The organism is Pseudoalteromonas fuliginea (genome assembly GCF_000690055.1).
Classification (GTDB): domain Bacteria; phylum Pseudomonadota; class Gammaproteobacteria; order Enterobacterales; family Alteromonadaceae; genus Pseudoalteromonas; species Pseudoalteromonas fuliginea.
The window spans coordinates 59,432-74,462 of record NZ_JJNZ01000024.1 but is presented as its reverse complement, the minus strand read 5'-3'; the positions used below and the strand labels follow the sequence as shown (position 1 = coordinate 74,462).

General features: G+C 40.9%; 13 protein-coding genes. 5 read left to right on the top strand and 8 right to left on the bottom strand.

The window, feature by feature from the left end:
- Positions 1–180 precede the first annotated feature (180 nt).
- From glpD to galE, 7 genes are all read right to left on the bottom strand, one after another.
- Positions 181–1,686, bottom strand: coding sequence for a glycerol-3-phosphate dehydrogenase (gene glpD / locus DC53_RS12415; protein WP_008133395.1), 1,506 nt, complete (start codon positions 1,684–1,686; stop codon positions 181–183).
- Between the two features lie 211 nt (positions 1,687–1,897).
- A complete protein-coding gene (gene glpK / locus DC53_RS12420) occupies positions 1,898–3,397 on the bottom strand; it encodes a glycerol kinase GlpK (protein ID WP_033014813.1) in 1,500 nt (499 codons plus the stop codon).
- A 296-nt stretch (positions 3,398–3,693) separates the two neighbouring features.
- On the bottom strand, positions 3,694–5,016 hold the full coding sequence (locus tag DC53_RS12425; protein ID WP_033029196.1) for an alpha/beta hydrolase family protein: 1,323 nt from the start codon (positions 5,014–5,016) through the stop codon (positions 3,694–3,696).
- A gap of 29 nt (positions 5,017–5,045) precedes the next feature.
- Positions 5,046–6,050 carry a Gfo/Idh/MocA family protein gene (locus DC53_RS12430; protein WP_033029194.1) on the bottom strand — a complete coding sequence of 335 codons (1,005 nt, stop codon included), beginning with the start codon at positions 6,048–6,050 and terminating at the stop codon, positions 5,046–5,048.
- A gap of 19 nt (positions 6,051–6,069) precedes the next feature.
- Complete coding sequence (gene galK / locus DC53_RS12435) at positions 6,070–7,218, bottom strand: galactokinase (RefSeq protein WP_033029192.1); 1,149 nt, start codon at positions 7,216–7,218, stop codon at positions 6,070–6,072.
- The gene (locus DC53_RS12440; RefSeq protein ID WP_033029189.1) at positions 7,208–8,272 is read right to left on the bottom strand and encodes a UDP-glucose--hexose-1-phosphate uridylyltransferase; all 1,065 of its coding nucleotides are present in this window, start codon (positions 8,270–8,272) and stop codon (positions 7,208–7,210) included. Before DC53_RS12440 ends, galK begins: the two co-directional genes overlap by 11 nt.
- A 1-nt stretch (position 8,273) precedes the next feature.
- Positions 8,274–9,287: a UDP-glucose 4-epimerase GalE gene (gene galE, locus DC53_RS12445; protein WP_033029187.1), complete on the bottom strand. Its 1,014-nt coding sequence runs from the start codon at positions 9,285–9,287 to the stop codon at positions 8,274–8,276.
- Between the two features lie 267 nt (positions 9,288–9,554).
- Here galE and DC53_RS12450 point away from each other — a divergent pair, with 267 nt between their 5' ends.
- Together DC53_RS12450 and DC53_RS12455 are read left to right on the top strand one after the other, a co-directional pair.
- Complete coding sequence (locus tag DC53_RS12450) at positions 9,555–10,373, top strand: SDR family NAD(P)-dependent oxidoreductase (protein WP_033029185.1); 819 nt, start codon at positions 9,555–9,557, stop codon at positions 10,371–10,373.
- Positions 10,367–10,726 carry a putative quinol monooxygenase gene (locus DC53_RS12455; protein ID WP_338109279.1) on the top strand — a complete coding sequence of 120 codons (360 nt, stop codon included), beginning with the start codon at positions 10,367–10,369 and terminating at the stop codon, positions 10,724–10,726. The genes DC53_RS12450 and DC53_RS12455 overlap by 7 nt, the downstream gene beginning before the upstream one ends.
- A gap of 63 nt (positions 10,727–10,789) precedes the next feature.
- Here DC53_RS12455 and DC53_RS12460 read toward each other — a convergent pair whose 3' ends face one another.
- Positions 10,790–11,038, bottom strand: coding sequence for an HP1242/YdcH family protein (locus DC53_RS12460; protein ID WP_007376258.1), 249 nt, complete (start codon positions 11,036–11,038; stop codon positions 10,790–10,792).
- 545 nt (positions 11,039–11,583) lie between these two features.
- Here DC53_RS12460 and DC53_RS12465 point away from each other — a divergent pair.
- The 3 genes from DC53_RS12465 to DC53_RS12475 all read left to right on the top strand — a co-directional run bounded on the left by DC53_RS12465 (position 11,584) and on the right by DC53_RS12475 (position 14,957).
- On the top strand, positions 11,584–12,165 hold the full coding sequence (locus DC53_RS12465) for an anthranilate synthase component II (protein ID WP_007376259.1): 582 nt from the start codon (positions 11,584–11,586) through the stop codon (positions 12,163–12,165).
- Between the two features lie 46 nt (positions 12,166–12,211).
- A complete protein-coding gene (locus tag DC53_RS12470; RefSeq protein ID WP_033029181.1) occupies positions 12,212–13,372 on the top strand; it encodes an HDOD domain-containing protein in 1,161 nt (386 codons plus the stop codon).
- A gap of 379 nt (positions 13,373–13,751) precedes the next feature.
- Positions 13,752–14,957: an aspartate aminotransferase family protein gene (locus tag DC53_RS12475; protein ID WP_033029179.1), complete on the top strand. Its 1,206-nt coding sequence runs from the start codon at positions 13,752–13,754 to the stop codon at positions 14,955–14,957.
- Positions 14,958–15,031: the final 74 nt, after the last annotated feature.

Here is a 15,031-nt window from a genome sequence, read left to right as displayed (position 1 = left end):
GTTCTATATCAGAAATTATTCACATAGTTAGCGCCAGGTTTAAGCCCTCAAATTGACCAAGTGTTATTGCGGATTGGTATTATATAACCGAGAAAATTAAACCCCTTCATAATGATTAAATTATAAAGGGGTTTCGTAGAAAGCTTTTAGGGCTATTGCAGCCAATTTCTTTAGCGGTTATTAAGCAATTTTGGCCGCTTTGCTTTGTTCAATATAATTATTAAGGGTGGTAGTTTGGGTTTCACTAAAGCGCAGTCCTAACTTTGTGCGGCGCCATAATATGTTATATGCGTTTTGTGCCCACTCTTCATTTAATAAAAAATCGACCTCTGCTGCAAATAAGTTATGCCCAAAATCTTGACCTAAATCGCTTAGTTGTTTTGCATCACCCAAAATATTTATAGTGCGCGTACCATAGGTGCGTACAAAGCGATTTAGCAGTATTTGTGGTAACCAATTATAGGTTGTTTGTAATTGCGCTTTAAGTGCTTCTACAGAGCTAAAATCGCCACCTGGTAACGCACTATGTTTAGTCCAAGCTTCACTCATTTGCGGGTAAAAGTCTTCAAGTTTGTTAACCGCAGCTTCGGCAAGTTTGCGGTAAGTTGTAATTTTTCCGCCAAACACACTCAGTAGAGGTGTTTGTTTAGCATCACTCGAAAGCTCTAGTTTATAATCGCGAGTAACGGCTTGTGCATTAACTGATTCGTCATCAAGTAATGGACGTACACCTGAAAAAGTATGCACAATATCTTGGCGTTTAATCGGAGTTTTAAAGTAGCTATTAGTAATCTCAATAAGGTAATCGATTTCTTCTTCACTAATTTTAACGTCTTGTGCCTCACCTTTGTGCTCAACATCAGTCGTGCCAATAAGTGAGTAATCATCTTCAAACGGAATAACAAACACAATACGCTGATCTTTATTTTGTAAAATATAAGCTTGCGGTTCGTTATGAATGCGTGGCACGACAATGTGGCTACCTTTTACAAGGCGAATATTTTGTGGTGATTTTTCTTCGAGTGCTTCATCAAAAAGCTTAGCAACCCAAGGACCCGCTGCATTTACTATGCCTTTAGCAGCAATACTATAATGCGATTTTGTACTTTGTTGCTCAAGCGTTACTTGCCATTTATCTTGCTCACGATGCGCTTTGACACATTTAGTTTGTGTGGCAATTACTGCGCCTTTTTGCTGCGCTGCAAGGGCGTTTAAAATAACTAAGCGAGAGTCATCAACCCAGCCATCAGCGTATTCAAAACCTTTAGTAATTGAAGGTTCTAGTACGCTATGCTCGCCAAATTTAATGCTCTTCGATGCAGGTAACGTAACTCGTTTTGCTAGGTTGTCATACATAAATAAGCCAATGCGGATCATCCATGCAGGGCGTAAATGCTTTTGATGGGGTAATCTAAACGTAAGTGGCCACATAATGTGAGGGGCATTTTTTAGCAGCACTTCTCGCTCGGCTAAGGCTTCTTTTACTAATCTAAATTCGTAGTGCTCAAGGTAGCGCAGACCACCGTGGATCAGCTTGGAGCTGTTTGAAGACGTTGCAGAAGCTAGATCTGACTGTTCGCACAAAAGTACTTTAAGTCCTCTACCAGCAGCATCTGCTGCTATGCCTGTGCCGTTTACGCCGCCACCGATGACTAGTAAGTCATATTCGTTATCTGCTAATTTCACCGAGCACCCTTCTATTTATAATATAAATAATACATAAAGCATCATAAAGCTGCTGTTTTCATTTGACAATAGAAAACCCAATTTTTTATTTGTTAATTTTGACTCGAATCCACTTTCAATTTGGAGCAGTAAAGTGTGCCTTTTAAATCGAGCATTTAGCTAAGTTAAAAAAGACAAAGTGACTAAAGTATTAGCCTTAGCCACTTAGTATTTACTGCGGGCAATTTTTATTTGTTAAGCACACTTGAGCTACACAGTGCTGCCATTTTGCATATAAATCATTACGCTCATCGGCACTCATAGTTGGCTCAAAACGACGGTCACATGTCCACATTTTCGATAACTGCTCAGTTGATTCGTAAACGCCGGTTTGTAAGCCTGCTAAATAAGCGACCCCTAAAGAGGTGGTTTCGGTCACCGTTGGACGCTCTACTGTTGCACCTAAAATGTTTGATAGGAAGGTCATAACCCAATTGTTTTTTACCATGCCGCCATCTACACGAAGCACACTTGGCCGAAGGCCATCACGCTCCATCGCTTTTTGTAAATCTTTGGTTTGATAACCTACTGATTGCAAAGCAGCCGCAACAATAGTGCTAATTCCTGAGTCGCGTGTAAGACCTAAAATAGCGCCACGTGCATTTGGGTCCCAATAAGGTGCACCTAAACCCGTAAACGAAGGCACTAAAAATACACCATGATCGAGGGGGACATCTTTAACCATCGATTCACTTTCGCCAGCATGACTAAGTAGTTTTAAGCCTTCCACAATCCACTGCATAGTCGCGCCAGCCATAAAGATACTGCCTTCAATGGCGTAAGTTGGTTTGCCGTTTAGTCTATAGGCAACAGTAGTCAGTAAGCGGTTTTCTGAGGTAAGTGCTTTTTCGCCGGTGTTAAGCATTAAAAAGCAGCCAGTGCCATATGTACTTTTTGCCATGCCTTGCTCAAAACATGCATGACCAACAAGGGCTGCCTGTTGATCACCAGCAATACCGCATACACGAATTGGTGCACCAAAAATATCAGCGCTCGTTGAGCCAAATTCGTCAGCTGAGTCCATTACTTCTGGCAGCATAGATTCTGGAATATCGAATAACTCTAGAAGCTCTTGATCCCACTGCTGGGTATGAATATTAAATAACATAGTACGGGATGCATTCGTTGCATCAGTGCGATGTTCTTTACCACCTGTTAGTTGCCAAAGTAGGTAAGTGTCAACCGTACCAAAAGCCAGTTCGCCAGCGAGGGCTTGTTCGCGTGCGCCTTCAACATTATCTAAAATCCAACGAACTTTAGTGGCTGAAAAATAAGGGTCAAGTAGCAAGCCTGTTTTTTCGCTAATAGTTTGGCAAAGTTCATCGGTAGTAAGGCTTTCGCAATAGTCACTAGTGCGTCTATCTTGCCAAACAATCGCGTTATAAATCGTTTTGCCTGTTTTTTTGTTCCATACTAGGGTGGTTTCGCGTTGGTTAGTGATACCTATAGCGATAATTTCTTCAGGCTTTACATCTTGTTTAGCGAGTACTTCGCGACTAGTGCTAAGCACTGTTTGCCAAATATCGTTAGGATCGTGCTCAACCCAGCCGTTCTGTGGAAAATGCTGAGGAAATTCTTGCTGTGCTGTACCAAAAACGTCTGCATCTTTTGTAAACAAGATGGCACGAGAGCTTGTGGTTCCTTGATCAATTGAGAGTATGTATTTGGACATATTTATTAATATTATTTATCTTATATATAGCTAGATTGCCTTTAACGTTAGCTAATGGCAATGGTTTTTCTTAAAATATCTTACTAAAAAGTAAACTCGCCTGTTTTTATTGATAACTTTTAAAAAGCAGGGCGTTTTACTTTGAGTAAATTTTAAGTGCGAGCGCGACTATTTAAGAGATACAGTCGCTTTTAGTGAGTTATTTAACTTGAAATCTGACGGACTATTGCAAGTAAATTCAACGCAGTTAACGCTGAACATAGCTGCTTGAGATAGATTTATTATCCAGAGCTCAGTTACTTAACGTGTGGTTTAGCTTGCTGCCAATCCATACCAGTGGAAAAGCGATTATCAAATCCGTGCCACTGTGGTAGTGGCTTACCATCAACAACAGCTTGGTCGCCGTTTTGTGGTAAATCTAAGTATTTACACTCACTGGCTATACCTTTTACGTGGCAATCCATCATAGCAAGCACAAAGTGTTTATTGATTTCGTTTAGTGTGCGCATAGACCACGATGGCTCGTAGTAATGGCCTATATCTAACTCACTGCTGCTTTGTGCAATAGCAGGGGCTGGGTGTGGTGCAATATTATGGCGCGCATTTTTGTAAGTAAGCATGTACTTATCTTCGCTGCCTGTTTGGTTATAAAGGTTTTTAATGCCTTCATAGCCTGAAATATCATCTAAGTTACCGGCTATATAAAGCGAAGGTACTTTAATATTTGCCATTGCTTTGGCATCAAATATAGCGTGCTGTCCGCCCCACGGTGCAAAGGCAACCATGGCTTTTATACGTGGGTCTACTTTTGGGTTTTGGTATTGTCCACCAGCGCAGCTGTTGAGTAGTTGCTGTACTTGTTTAATTTGAGCTGGGTCTTTTATACCCGTAAACATGGCCGTAGTTTGCTCATTAAAAGCGTAACAACCACCTATCGTATTTACCGCGCCATAGCCACCCATTGAGTAACCAATTACACCAGCGCTTTTGTTATCTACTTGCTTACTTGCAAAGTTATTTTGCTCGTTGAAGTAATTAATAACAAACTGCTGATCGCGAGAGCGATTTATAAGCGTACTGAAAAAGCCTGAGAACGGCGCATTTTTAAAATCAACATCTGCGTTAGTTGAATCAGTATGATCAATCGCTACAACTATGTAACCGTGCGACGCTAAGTGCTCGCCTAAGTAGTACATAATTGTACGGTAACCGGTATAACCGTGCGAAAGCACAATGACAGGGTAGTGCTCTTTACTATTAATGGCGACATCACGCATTGCATCGGCTTGCAGAGTAAACTCTTTACCTGAGCGAGTTTGATCGGTGTAGCTGCTAAGTGGTGCTTTTGCTGTATTTGCAGCCGGATACCACACTTCTACTTTTAAAGGACGATCTTTTTGACCTTGTGTAGCGGGATCAAATTGCGCAGGGTTAACTAAACCAAGTGTTTGCACACCTACATTGTAGCTACCTTTAGCTGCAAGTTCTGGCAGTACTTCGCTAGTGATTGGCGGGTATAGCCGCTCTGGTTTATTAGATTCAGCAACAGCTACACTGGCAGATAAACTGCACGTAGCAAGTAATATAGCTTTTGAAAGCGCCTTGAGTGTGTGTGTCATTGTGTGTCCTTGTTGTGTATTTTTATTTTTTAATTAGTCAGTTCAGCCGACTCGACGGCATTGCTATATTGCAACTGCCATTGTGCTCGTAAGGTATCCATTATGTTCATAACTCGTAAGCTAGTACCGAGGGGCAACACGCTGCTTTGGGTTTGTTTTTGTAATATACACTGCGTGACATGTGCAATTTCAAACTTAAAGTTTTCATTGTCGCTAAAGTTGTATTCAAAGTACTGAGGGTCTTGGTCGTTTGTGTGTAGCTCTAGCGTTTGTGCACCTACAAACTGAGGGATTCGAATATAGCCAAGCTCACCATTAATACATGCTTCTGTTGGGCCATTTTGTTGCAGTGCGCTGGCAAGAGATGCAAATTGCCCGTTACCGTAATCAACTATAGCAGTGCTTCGCTCATCAACACCGGTTGTGCTTTTATGTACAAAGGATTTGATGTGTTCAGGGGCTTTATTAAATACCACATCAGCAATCGAAATAGGATAAATACCTAAATCGAGTAGGGCGCCACCCGCTGTTACAGGGGTCATTAATCGGTGAGTGTCGGCAAAGCTGCCAGGTAAACTAAAGTTGGCATTAACACTGTGCACATTACCAATAACACCTTCACTTAGGAGCTGTTGTAATTTTACTATGGCTGGTAAAAATCGCATCCAAACGCCTTCCATTAAAAAGCAGTTTTGTTGTTTTGCAAGCTCAGTGAGACTTTGCAACTGCTTAGCATTAACGGTAATTGGTTTTTCGCTAAGCACGTGCTTATTATGTTTTAAGCATTGGGCGATAGTTTTAAAGTGTTGATCGTGCGTATTGGCAATATAAATAGCATCTATATTTGGGCATTGCATAAGAGCTTGATAGCTCTCATAGCCTTGAATATTGTACGGTGTGGCAAATTCTTTAGCGCGCTGCATACTCGTTGATGCCGCGCCAATAAGCTGTGCATCACTACAATGTGCAATGCTTTTAGCAAAGGTGTGAGCTATATTGCCACACCCAATAATTCCCCAATTAACCTTTGCCATGCTTATTCCTTAAATTTATTTAAAAAGACGTAATTTGTAATCCTGAACCCGCTGAACATACGTAAATATCAGCATTTAAGCTAAAACGCTCAAAGTAATGCTTTTCTACCGCTGCTTTAATTAATGGTACTTCAGCATCACGACACAAACATACAATTGCGCCACCAAAACCACCCCCTGTCATACGTACTGCGCCGCGCTCGCCCATCGCTTCTTTACAAATTTCTACTAGGCCATCGGTTGCCGGTACGGTTACTTCAAAATCGTGTTTAAGTGATTGGTGCGATGCTGCCATTAGCGTGCGAAGTGCATCCATATCGTTATTTTGCAGTGCAGTAGTTGCTGCAATTACACGATCGTTTTCGCTAATTACGTGGTGTGCACGTTTATATTCGTTTTCGCTTAATGTCGCTTTTACTGCTTGCAGGCCAGTCATGGTTGCTTGGCGAAGTGTTTCTACACCCATTTTTACAGCAGCTTGTTCGCAGTCAATACGGCGCTGGTTGTATTCGCTATCAACTAATTTACGCGGGTAGTTTGAATTAACAATAACAATGTTTAAATCATCTGGTACTTTTACCGCCGTAGTCGCTAAGTTTTCGCAGTCAATTAAAAGTGCGTGACCATTCTCGCCTTTAGCCGAAATAAGCTGATCCATAATACCGCATTGGCAATGCATAAAGTCGTTTTCGGCTTCTTGGCCAAATAACGCAATTTTCTCTGGTGGTAAACCAAGCTGTGCAATATGGTTAAACATACCGCCAACAGCAACTTCGAGTGCAGCCGATGACGACAAGCCACTGCCTTGCGGCAAATTACTATCAATAAGTAGGTCAGCGCCACGTAATGTATGGCCTGCTCGTTTAAGTACAAAAGCCACCGCGCGAATGTAGTTACCCCATTGCGACTGGCCTTCAGTGATTTCTTTATCAACGCTAAAGCGGTCTTGCTCGCCTGGGTAATTTAAAGAGCGCACAGTGATAATATTATCGTCGCGCTGTTTAAACATAACTTGGGTACGAAATGCTAACGAACACGGTAAAACAAAGCCATCGTTGTAATCAGTAAATTCACCAATTAGATTTACACGCCCAGGGGCGGCAGCAATACCTTGTGCAGGCGCGCCATACAGTGACAAAAATTGTTGTTGGAATTCGTTAAGCTTCATCTATGTGTCCTGCTGTATCTTTATAATGTGTGGTACTGGCTGCTTTTAAAATAGAAGCGGCGGTTTCTGCGCTTAAATCGCGTTGGCTTTCGCCTAGCATTTCGTAGCCTACCATGTGTTTTTTAACGGTAGCAGATCGAAGTAGCGGCGGATAAAAATGTGCATGTAAGCGCCAGTGCTGCTCATCAGAGCCTCTATTGGCTGGTGCATTGTGCCAACCCATTGAATAGGGGAAGCTGCAATTAAATACGTTGTCGTATTTAGTGGTTAATACTTTAAGAGCCTGAGCTAAAGAGTCGGTTTGTGCATCGTTTAGCTGGCTAAAGTTTTGAATGTTATCTTTAGTTACTAGCATTGTTTCAAACGGCCATGCAGCCCAAAATGGCACAACCACAAGCCAGTGCTCGTTTTCAAATACTACACGAGTTTGATCTGCTTGCTCTTTTTGCGCGTAATCGGCAAGCAAGGCTGTGCCATGCTTTTCATAATAGGCGAGCTGCTGGTTATCTTCGGCTTCAATTTCCGTTGATAAATGCGAATGCGCCCATACTTGACCGTGAGGATGAGGTTGCGAACAACCCATGATCTCGCCTTTATTCTCAAAAACTTGTACGCATTCGTACTGCTGTGCAAGCTCTGTGTAATTTTGTTTCCAAGTTTTTACTACTTCGTGCAATGCATTTTGGCTAAGCTCTGGTAGTGTTTTATTGTGCTCTGGAGAAAAACAAATTACGCGGCATTCGCCACTGGCTTCGTCGGCAATAAATAAATCGCTGTCTGATTCTAAGCCTTGTAATTGCTCGCTGGCATTAGGTGTGAGTGCGCCAAAGTCATTTCTAAATACATGGGTGTATTTGTAATCTGGGTTACTGTCGCCATTTGCACGGGTGTTGCCAGGACAAAGTGGGCAGCTGTCATCGTGTTTTGGTAATACGTTTTCGTTAACAGCTTCTGTTGCGCCTAACCATGGGCGATTATTACGATGTGGTGACACTAATACCCAACGACCCGTTAGCGGATTTTTACGTCTGTGAGTACTTTCTAATAAAGTCATATTAACTCTCCAACCCACTTGGGTAATTAGTTTGCCAGCGCCATGTGTCGTTTGTCATGTCGCTAAGTGTTAGTTCTGCGTGCCAGTTAAGTGTGTTTTGCGCTTTTGTGGCATTGGCGTAATTACAGGCAATATCACCTGCTCGGCGCGGCGTAATTTGATAAGGAATATCTTTATTGGCTGATGCGCTAAATGCTTTGATCATATCAAGCACAGAATAACCTTGCCCTGTGCCTAAGTTATAAGCATGAAAAGCGGTGTCTGTTTTGTGCTGCATAAATGCCGCAACATGACCCTTAGCTAAATCTAAAACGTGAATATAGTCGCGCACGCCGGTGCCATCTTCGGTGTCGTAGTCGTCACCAAAAATATTTACCACGTCGCGCTTACCTACTGCAGTTTGGGCAATAAATGGCATTAAGTTATTAGGAATACCATTAGGACTTTCGCCTAGTAAACCGCTTGGGTGTGCACCTACTGGGTTAAAGTAACGAAGCGCAATCCCCATAAATTGACTGTTGGCATTACATACGTCTTGCATGGCTTGCTCAACCATGACTTTAGTCCAACCATAGGGGTTAGTTGCGCGTATAGGATGCTTTTCGTCAATAGGGAGGTAGTCTGGCTCGCCGTACACAGTAGCCGATGAGCTAAATATAATATGGTTAACGCCTGCCTCTTGCATGCTCTGTAACATGCTTAATGTGCCCGACACATTATTTTGATAATAACGCAGCGGTTGCTCAGTTGATTCGCCAACGGCTTTTAAAGCTGCAAAGTGAAAAACAGCTTCGGCTTTAGTATGTTTTAGAGCGAGTTTAAATTGTTGCTCGTCTTGAATGTCACCCAAAATAAACTCAAACCGAGTACCTGTAATCTTTTCGAGTTGGTCAAGTACCCGCGCACTTGCATTAGATAAGTTATCATAAATAACAGGTGTAATACCTGCTTCATGCAATGCAATGCATGTGTGGCTACCTATGTAACCCATGCCGCCAGTAACTAAAACTTTCATGTTATTTCTCGAAAAGCATATTTATATGATAAATACTACTATTAAGGAGGTGTAAAAACAATAGTAATGATCTGAGCTAAATTCAAATAAAAGAATAAAAAACATTCGCTCATTAGCTCTTAGCATTATCAATTAATTATATAAAGTGATTCAACTGTGCGGCTAATTATCAGTGTTGTGCAAGGGTGTTACGATAGCTACATAATTTACTTTAAGATTGTAGTTAGGCTTTTTACTACCTTAACGCTGCACTGAGAGGGCATACACATGAAAAAAATCATTTTAATCACCGGTGCAACAGACGGCATTGGTTTAGAGACGGCAAAAATGTTACTGGCCCAAGGTCACACTGTATTACTGCATGGTCGTAATATAGAAAAGCTTAATAATGTACAGTCAATGTTAAACGAGCATTACCCGCAGGCAAGTACTCAAAGCTATGTGGCCGATTTAAGCGAAATGTCACAGGTACATTATTTGGCAGAGCAGATAAGCGCAGATCATAAACAAATTGACGTACTTATTAATAACGCTGGTGTATTCAAGCTTGAAAACGTAACAACACCTGATGGCCTTGATGCGCGTTTTGCCGTAAATACATTTGCACCTTATTTACTGACTAAATTACTGTTACCACTATTAAATAAAAATGCGCGTGTAGTTAACGTGTCATCGGCCGCGCAATCAAGCGTTAACCTTGATGCATTTATTGGTAATAAGGCGCTTTCGGATGGTGACGCTTATGCACAAAGTAAGTTAGCTATTACGATGTGGTCGCGCTATCTAGGACTTAAATTAAAAGAGGTAGGCCCGTTAGTTGTATCAGTAAATCCAAAATCGTTACTGGGTAGCAAAATGGTTAAAGATGCATACGGATTAGACGGTGGAGATCTAAAATTAGGAGCTGATATTTTTTATCGTGCTGCGCTTAGCGATGAATTTAACAACGCCACAGGTTTGTATTTTGATAACGATGCTGAGCATTTTGCACCGCCACATATAGATGCATTAAACGAGACTAAAAACCAACAACTAGTTGATACATTAGATAGTGTTTTAGCACAGCTTAAATTAGGTGAATTATAATCAATACACCTATTACGTGGACTGTTGAGGGCGCAATTAAAGCAGGCAAAAAAGATCAGTTTTTAGTGATCATGGAGCAACTAATAGCCGCAGCAAAAAAAGAAGCGGGTACCATAATGTACGAATGGACGCTAAGCGAAGATGAGTCAAGCGTGCATATATACGAGCGTTATAGAAATGAGGATGCAGCTAAAGCCCATTTAGCACAGTGGGAGACTAATGGACCACTGTTCTTAGATGTTGTTGATATTACTAAAATAACCGTATTTAGCGCGCTTAATGACAACTTTAAAGCCGCTTTTACAGGCCCTGCTACTGTGTTTATGAATCCAGTGGGTGGTTTTGTAAAGTAATATAGATTTTTGATTGAAGACGAGTAAAGAGTTCACTGTTTACAGCGAACTCTTTTTTACTTTTTAGTGTTGTTCGGCTTGAAGTAAACGCTGGTATAGCCAATCTTTTAATTCTGAGCGAACATGCTTTAATTGATGCATTTGTTCATCGCTAATTGGCGCATCTTTAAGCTCCAATACTCTTATTTCTTTGTCTAACTTATCGTATTGTGTTGCCTTTTCGGCAAATTCAGAATCGTCAGTATTGAGTGTTGCAATGGCATTTAAATGATCTGGAAAGTCGTTTGTTAATGAGTGGTCTTCGCCTAACATATTCGCTCCTTAATAGGATATAAATGAGCTCACAAGTAAGTGAGTTGTTTAAGTGAATTATTACCTTCACATAATACACTGGGGTTTAAACAATCATAAATCAACCATTGCCAACTTAATTTGATATAGCGCAAACAACCGCTTTTACTTTTTAGCAGTTATTGTTTTTTCTAATAAGGGACTTCACCAAAGCAGGCAATAAAATGATCGATAAACGCACGTACTTTAGCGGTCAATAATTTATGGCTGGGGTATACAGCTGAAATAGTCGTATTAACTACTCGTGAAAAGCTTAGGGCTTGATATTATTGCTCAAGATGCGAGGAAGTAGAATAACCACAGAAGTTAAGCGACTATGAGTGGAATCAAACTTAAGTAACCTGAACTCTGGGCAATAAATCTATCTTGAGCTGCTATTTTAGTTAAAAGAGCAAGTTTTTAACGCTTTTTGCTAATTTATGTTGGTTAATTAATAGTGGTAGAATGCAGCGCTTAGTACCACTTGTGTGAAGTAGTGGTCAATAATTTATAAGGTCTGTTGTGTAATGCTGTTGATGATCGACAACTACGATTCGTTTACTTACAACTTAGTGCAATATTTTCAGCGTTTAGATCAAGACGTTTTAGTAAAACGTAATGACGAGCTAAGCATTGCACAAATAAAACAGTTAAACCCGAAACACATCGTGTTATCGCCGGGTCCTTGCTCACCTAACGAAGCTGGTATATCGTTAAGCGTGGTTGAGCAGCTAAAAGGGCAATACCCAATTTTAGGCATTTGTTTGGGACACCAAACCATCGCACAAGCTTTGGGTGGTGATGTCATTCGTGCTAAAAAAATTATGCACGGTAAAACATCGCCCATCGTTCATACCAATAAAGGTGTATTTAAAGGTTTAGCCAACCCATTAACGGTATGTCGTTATCACTCTTTAGTCGTTAAAGCACAAACACTGCCTAAAGAGCTTGAAGTAACCGCGTGGAGTCAAACCGAATTAGGTGAATTTGACGAAATTATGGGGTTACTCCATAAAGAGTTAGCGATAGAGGGAGTGCAGTTTCATCCTGAAGCTATTTTAACTGAACAAGGATTAGCACTGCTTGATAACTTTTTAATGCGCTTCTAATTTTTAATACCGATACTTATTTTATATTTACTAATGAATGGATGTTATGACTGAACTTGTAGCGCAACAACGAACAGCTAAAATACTTGACCAACGAGCACATGATTTATTGCTTGGTCATAGCTTTGCGCATCAGCAAATTGGTTTTATTCATACATTAGAAATAGAATATGGCGAGCCAATGAAGCAACGTACGTTGCTTCAAGTTGAGGTCGCAGCACAACATAAACGTCAGCAGAGCAGTACTGCGCATCATAAGTATCGAGCTCAGGCGAGTGAAGTACTTCACAAAGCAATAGAAACAGCTATTTTTAAGCAACTAAGCGACATGGATGCCGTAATCCTAAATACGTTAGGGATTGAAGATGGTATTGCAACTATTCTTGATCTTTTAGCGGTTAAGTCTGCAACTGTAGGGCGGCTAGAGCCTCTAGTAAACGATTTAAGCTGGCTTGGGCGTGAGTTAGTCACACTCGTTAATTTACCTTACTATCGAAAACAGCGTAGTAAAAACACCTCAGTAAAAGTAGATAGCCCCGCGCTTGCTCTGCGCTACATTGGCCTTGATAATTTACAGTTAGTCATACCTACTTTTGCAGTACGTCATTGGATGCCACACAGTACTGAACCATTTTCACTGCTAAAGCGCAGGCTACGTGATAGTGCAATGGCTAATGCGATTGCAGCACAAAAAATAGCGCTAATTAACAATGTAAACGATATTCATGCATTTACCCTTGGTATGCTTTTAGATGTAGGGCGAATCGCATTAGTGCGTTTATATTTAAAAACTTTTGAGCAAGTATGGCAACGTAAAGTACAAATAGCGCGCCAAGAGCAGCGCAAAGACTTGCACACTGCGTTATTAGAATTAAAACCCGACCCGCTTTTTTTAACTACGTTACTTAATAACCAATCTTTAGCTATCAGCGCTAAAGTTATTGAGAAGATGAAATTTAAGTATTTGCCGTTTCAAGGGGTCATGCAGCAGTTGGTTAATGGAGTCGATAAGGGCGATACAATGTTACCTTTAACCGAGGTAATGTTAAAAGCGCGTTGTTACTCTCAATATCTAAATTTAAAAGAACACCAGCTTATTGAATCTGATGAAACAACAGCATGGTTTTCGTACTTTAAGTTCACTAAAACGGAACTAAAAACCCTCGAAACAAGTAATTTTACCAATCTAGCTATTCAAATTGACTAAAAACTTAAAATTTTTGTTAATTTTTTAGCGACTAATCATTCATTCTCACTCTATTGTTATATTGCATATTTAACACTTAAAGTGTGTGCGCCTCAGTGCTCATGCGGTTAGTTGTCTAAAAATGAGCATAATTGACTATGCAAATAGTTATTCACTATCTATGAAATAATATCTTTAGCCCTTTATTTTAAAGGGATACATGAAAGTTTTTAACGAGACAGATTTAAGTAATTCTGAAATAATGTGCGTCTGAAAATTGAACCACAAAGCAATTTTGCGCAATTATCAGGTTACTGATCTTGCCTATAAAGTTGGTTACAAATAGTAACCAAACACCTATTTTGATGTTTTGTGTTGCTCACAATTAAGAGGAAATAAAATGACAGTCAATCGCGAATTATTTGATCACGTAATGGTTCCTAACTACGCACCTTCAAGCGTAATTCCTGTTCGAGGCGAAGGCTCTCGCGTATGGGATCAACAAGGTCGAGAGTTTATCGACTTTGCTGGTGGTATTGCCGTTAACTGTCTTGGCCATTGCCACCCTGCATTAGTAGGCGCATTAAAAGAGCAAGGCGAAAAAATCTGGCATCTATCAAATGTAATGACCAATGAGCCGGCACTTCGCCTAGCTAAAAAAATGGTTGATGCGACATTTGCTGAAAAAGTTTACTTTGCTAACTCTGGCGCAGAAGCAAACGAAGCCGCGCTTAAATTAGCGCGTCGTTTTGCACTTGATAAGTTTGGCGCAGAAAAATCACAAATCATCGCGTTCAACAAAGGTTTCCACGGTCGCACATTCTTTACCGTAACTGTTGGCGGCCAAGCGGCATATTCTGATGGTTTTGGTCCTAAGCCAGGCGACATTGTACATTGTGATTACAACGACCTAGCTGCTTTTGAAGCGCTTATCAGCGACAAAACATGTGCCGTAATGATGGAACCTCTACAAGGTGAAGGCGGTATTGTTTCACCAACTGATGAGTTTGCTCAAGGCGTTCGTGATTTATGTACTAAACATAACGCACTGCTTATTTTTGATGAAGTTCAAACAGGCGTTGGCCGTACTGGCGATTTATACGCATACCAAGGCTTAAACGTAGTACCTGATATTTTAACTACCGCTAAAGCACTTGGCGGCGGTTTCCCTATTGGCGCTATGATCACAACAACTGAAATTGCACAGCACCTTAAAGTAGGCACACATGGTTCTACTTATGGCGGTAACCCGCTTGCGTGTGCTGTTGCAGAAGCTGCATTTGATACGGTAAATACGCCTGAAGTACTTGCTGGCGTAAAAGCAAAAGCCGCATTATTTAATGAACTACTTAGCGCGGTTAACGAAAAATACAACGTATTTAGCGAAATCCGTGGCCAAGGTTTATTAATTGGTGCAGTAGTGAACGAGAAATACAAAGGTCGTGCAAAAGAGTTTTTAGTGGCAGGTACTGAGCAAGGTCTTATGTCATTAGTTGCTGGTGCGGATGTAGTACGTTTCACTCCATCTTTAGTAATTCCTGAAGCGGACATTCGCGAAGGTATGGCGCGCTTTGAAAAAGCAGTAGCAAGCGTAGTAAACGCATAAGCGACTTAAGCCAACCAATTAAGGGCAAGCACCGCTTGCCCTGCAATTCCTATTTACCGTTATTTATAAGGGAG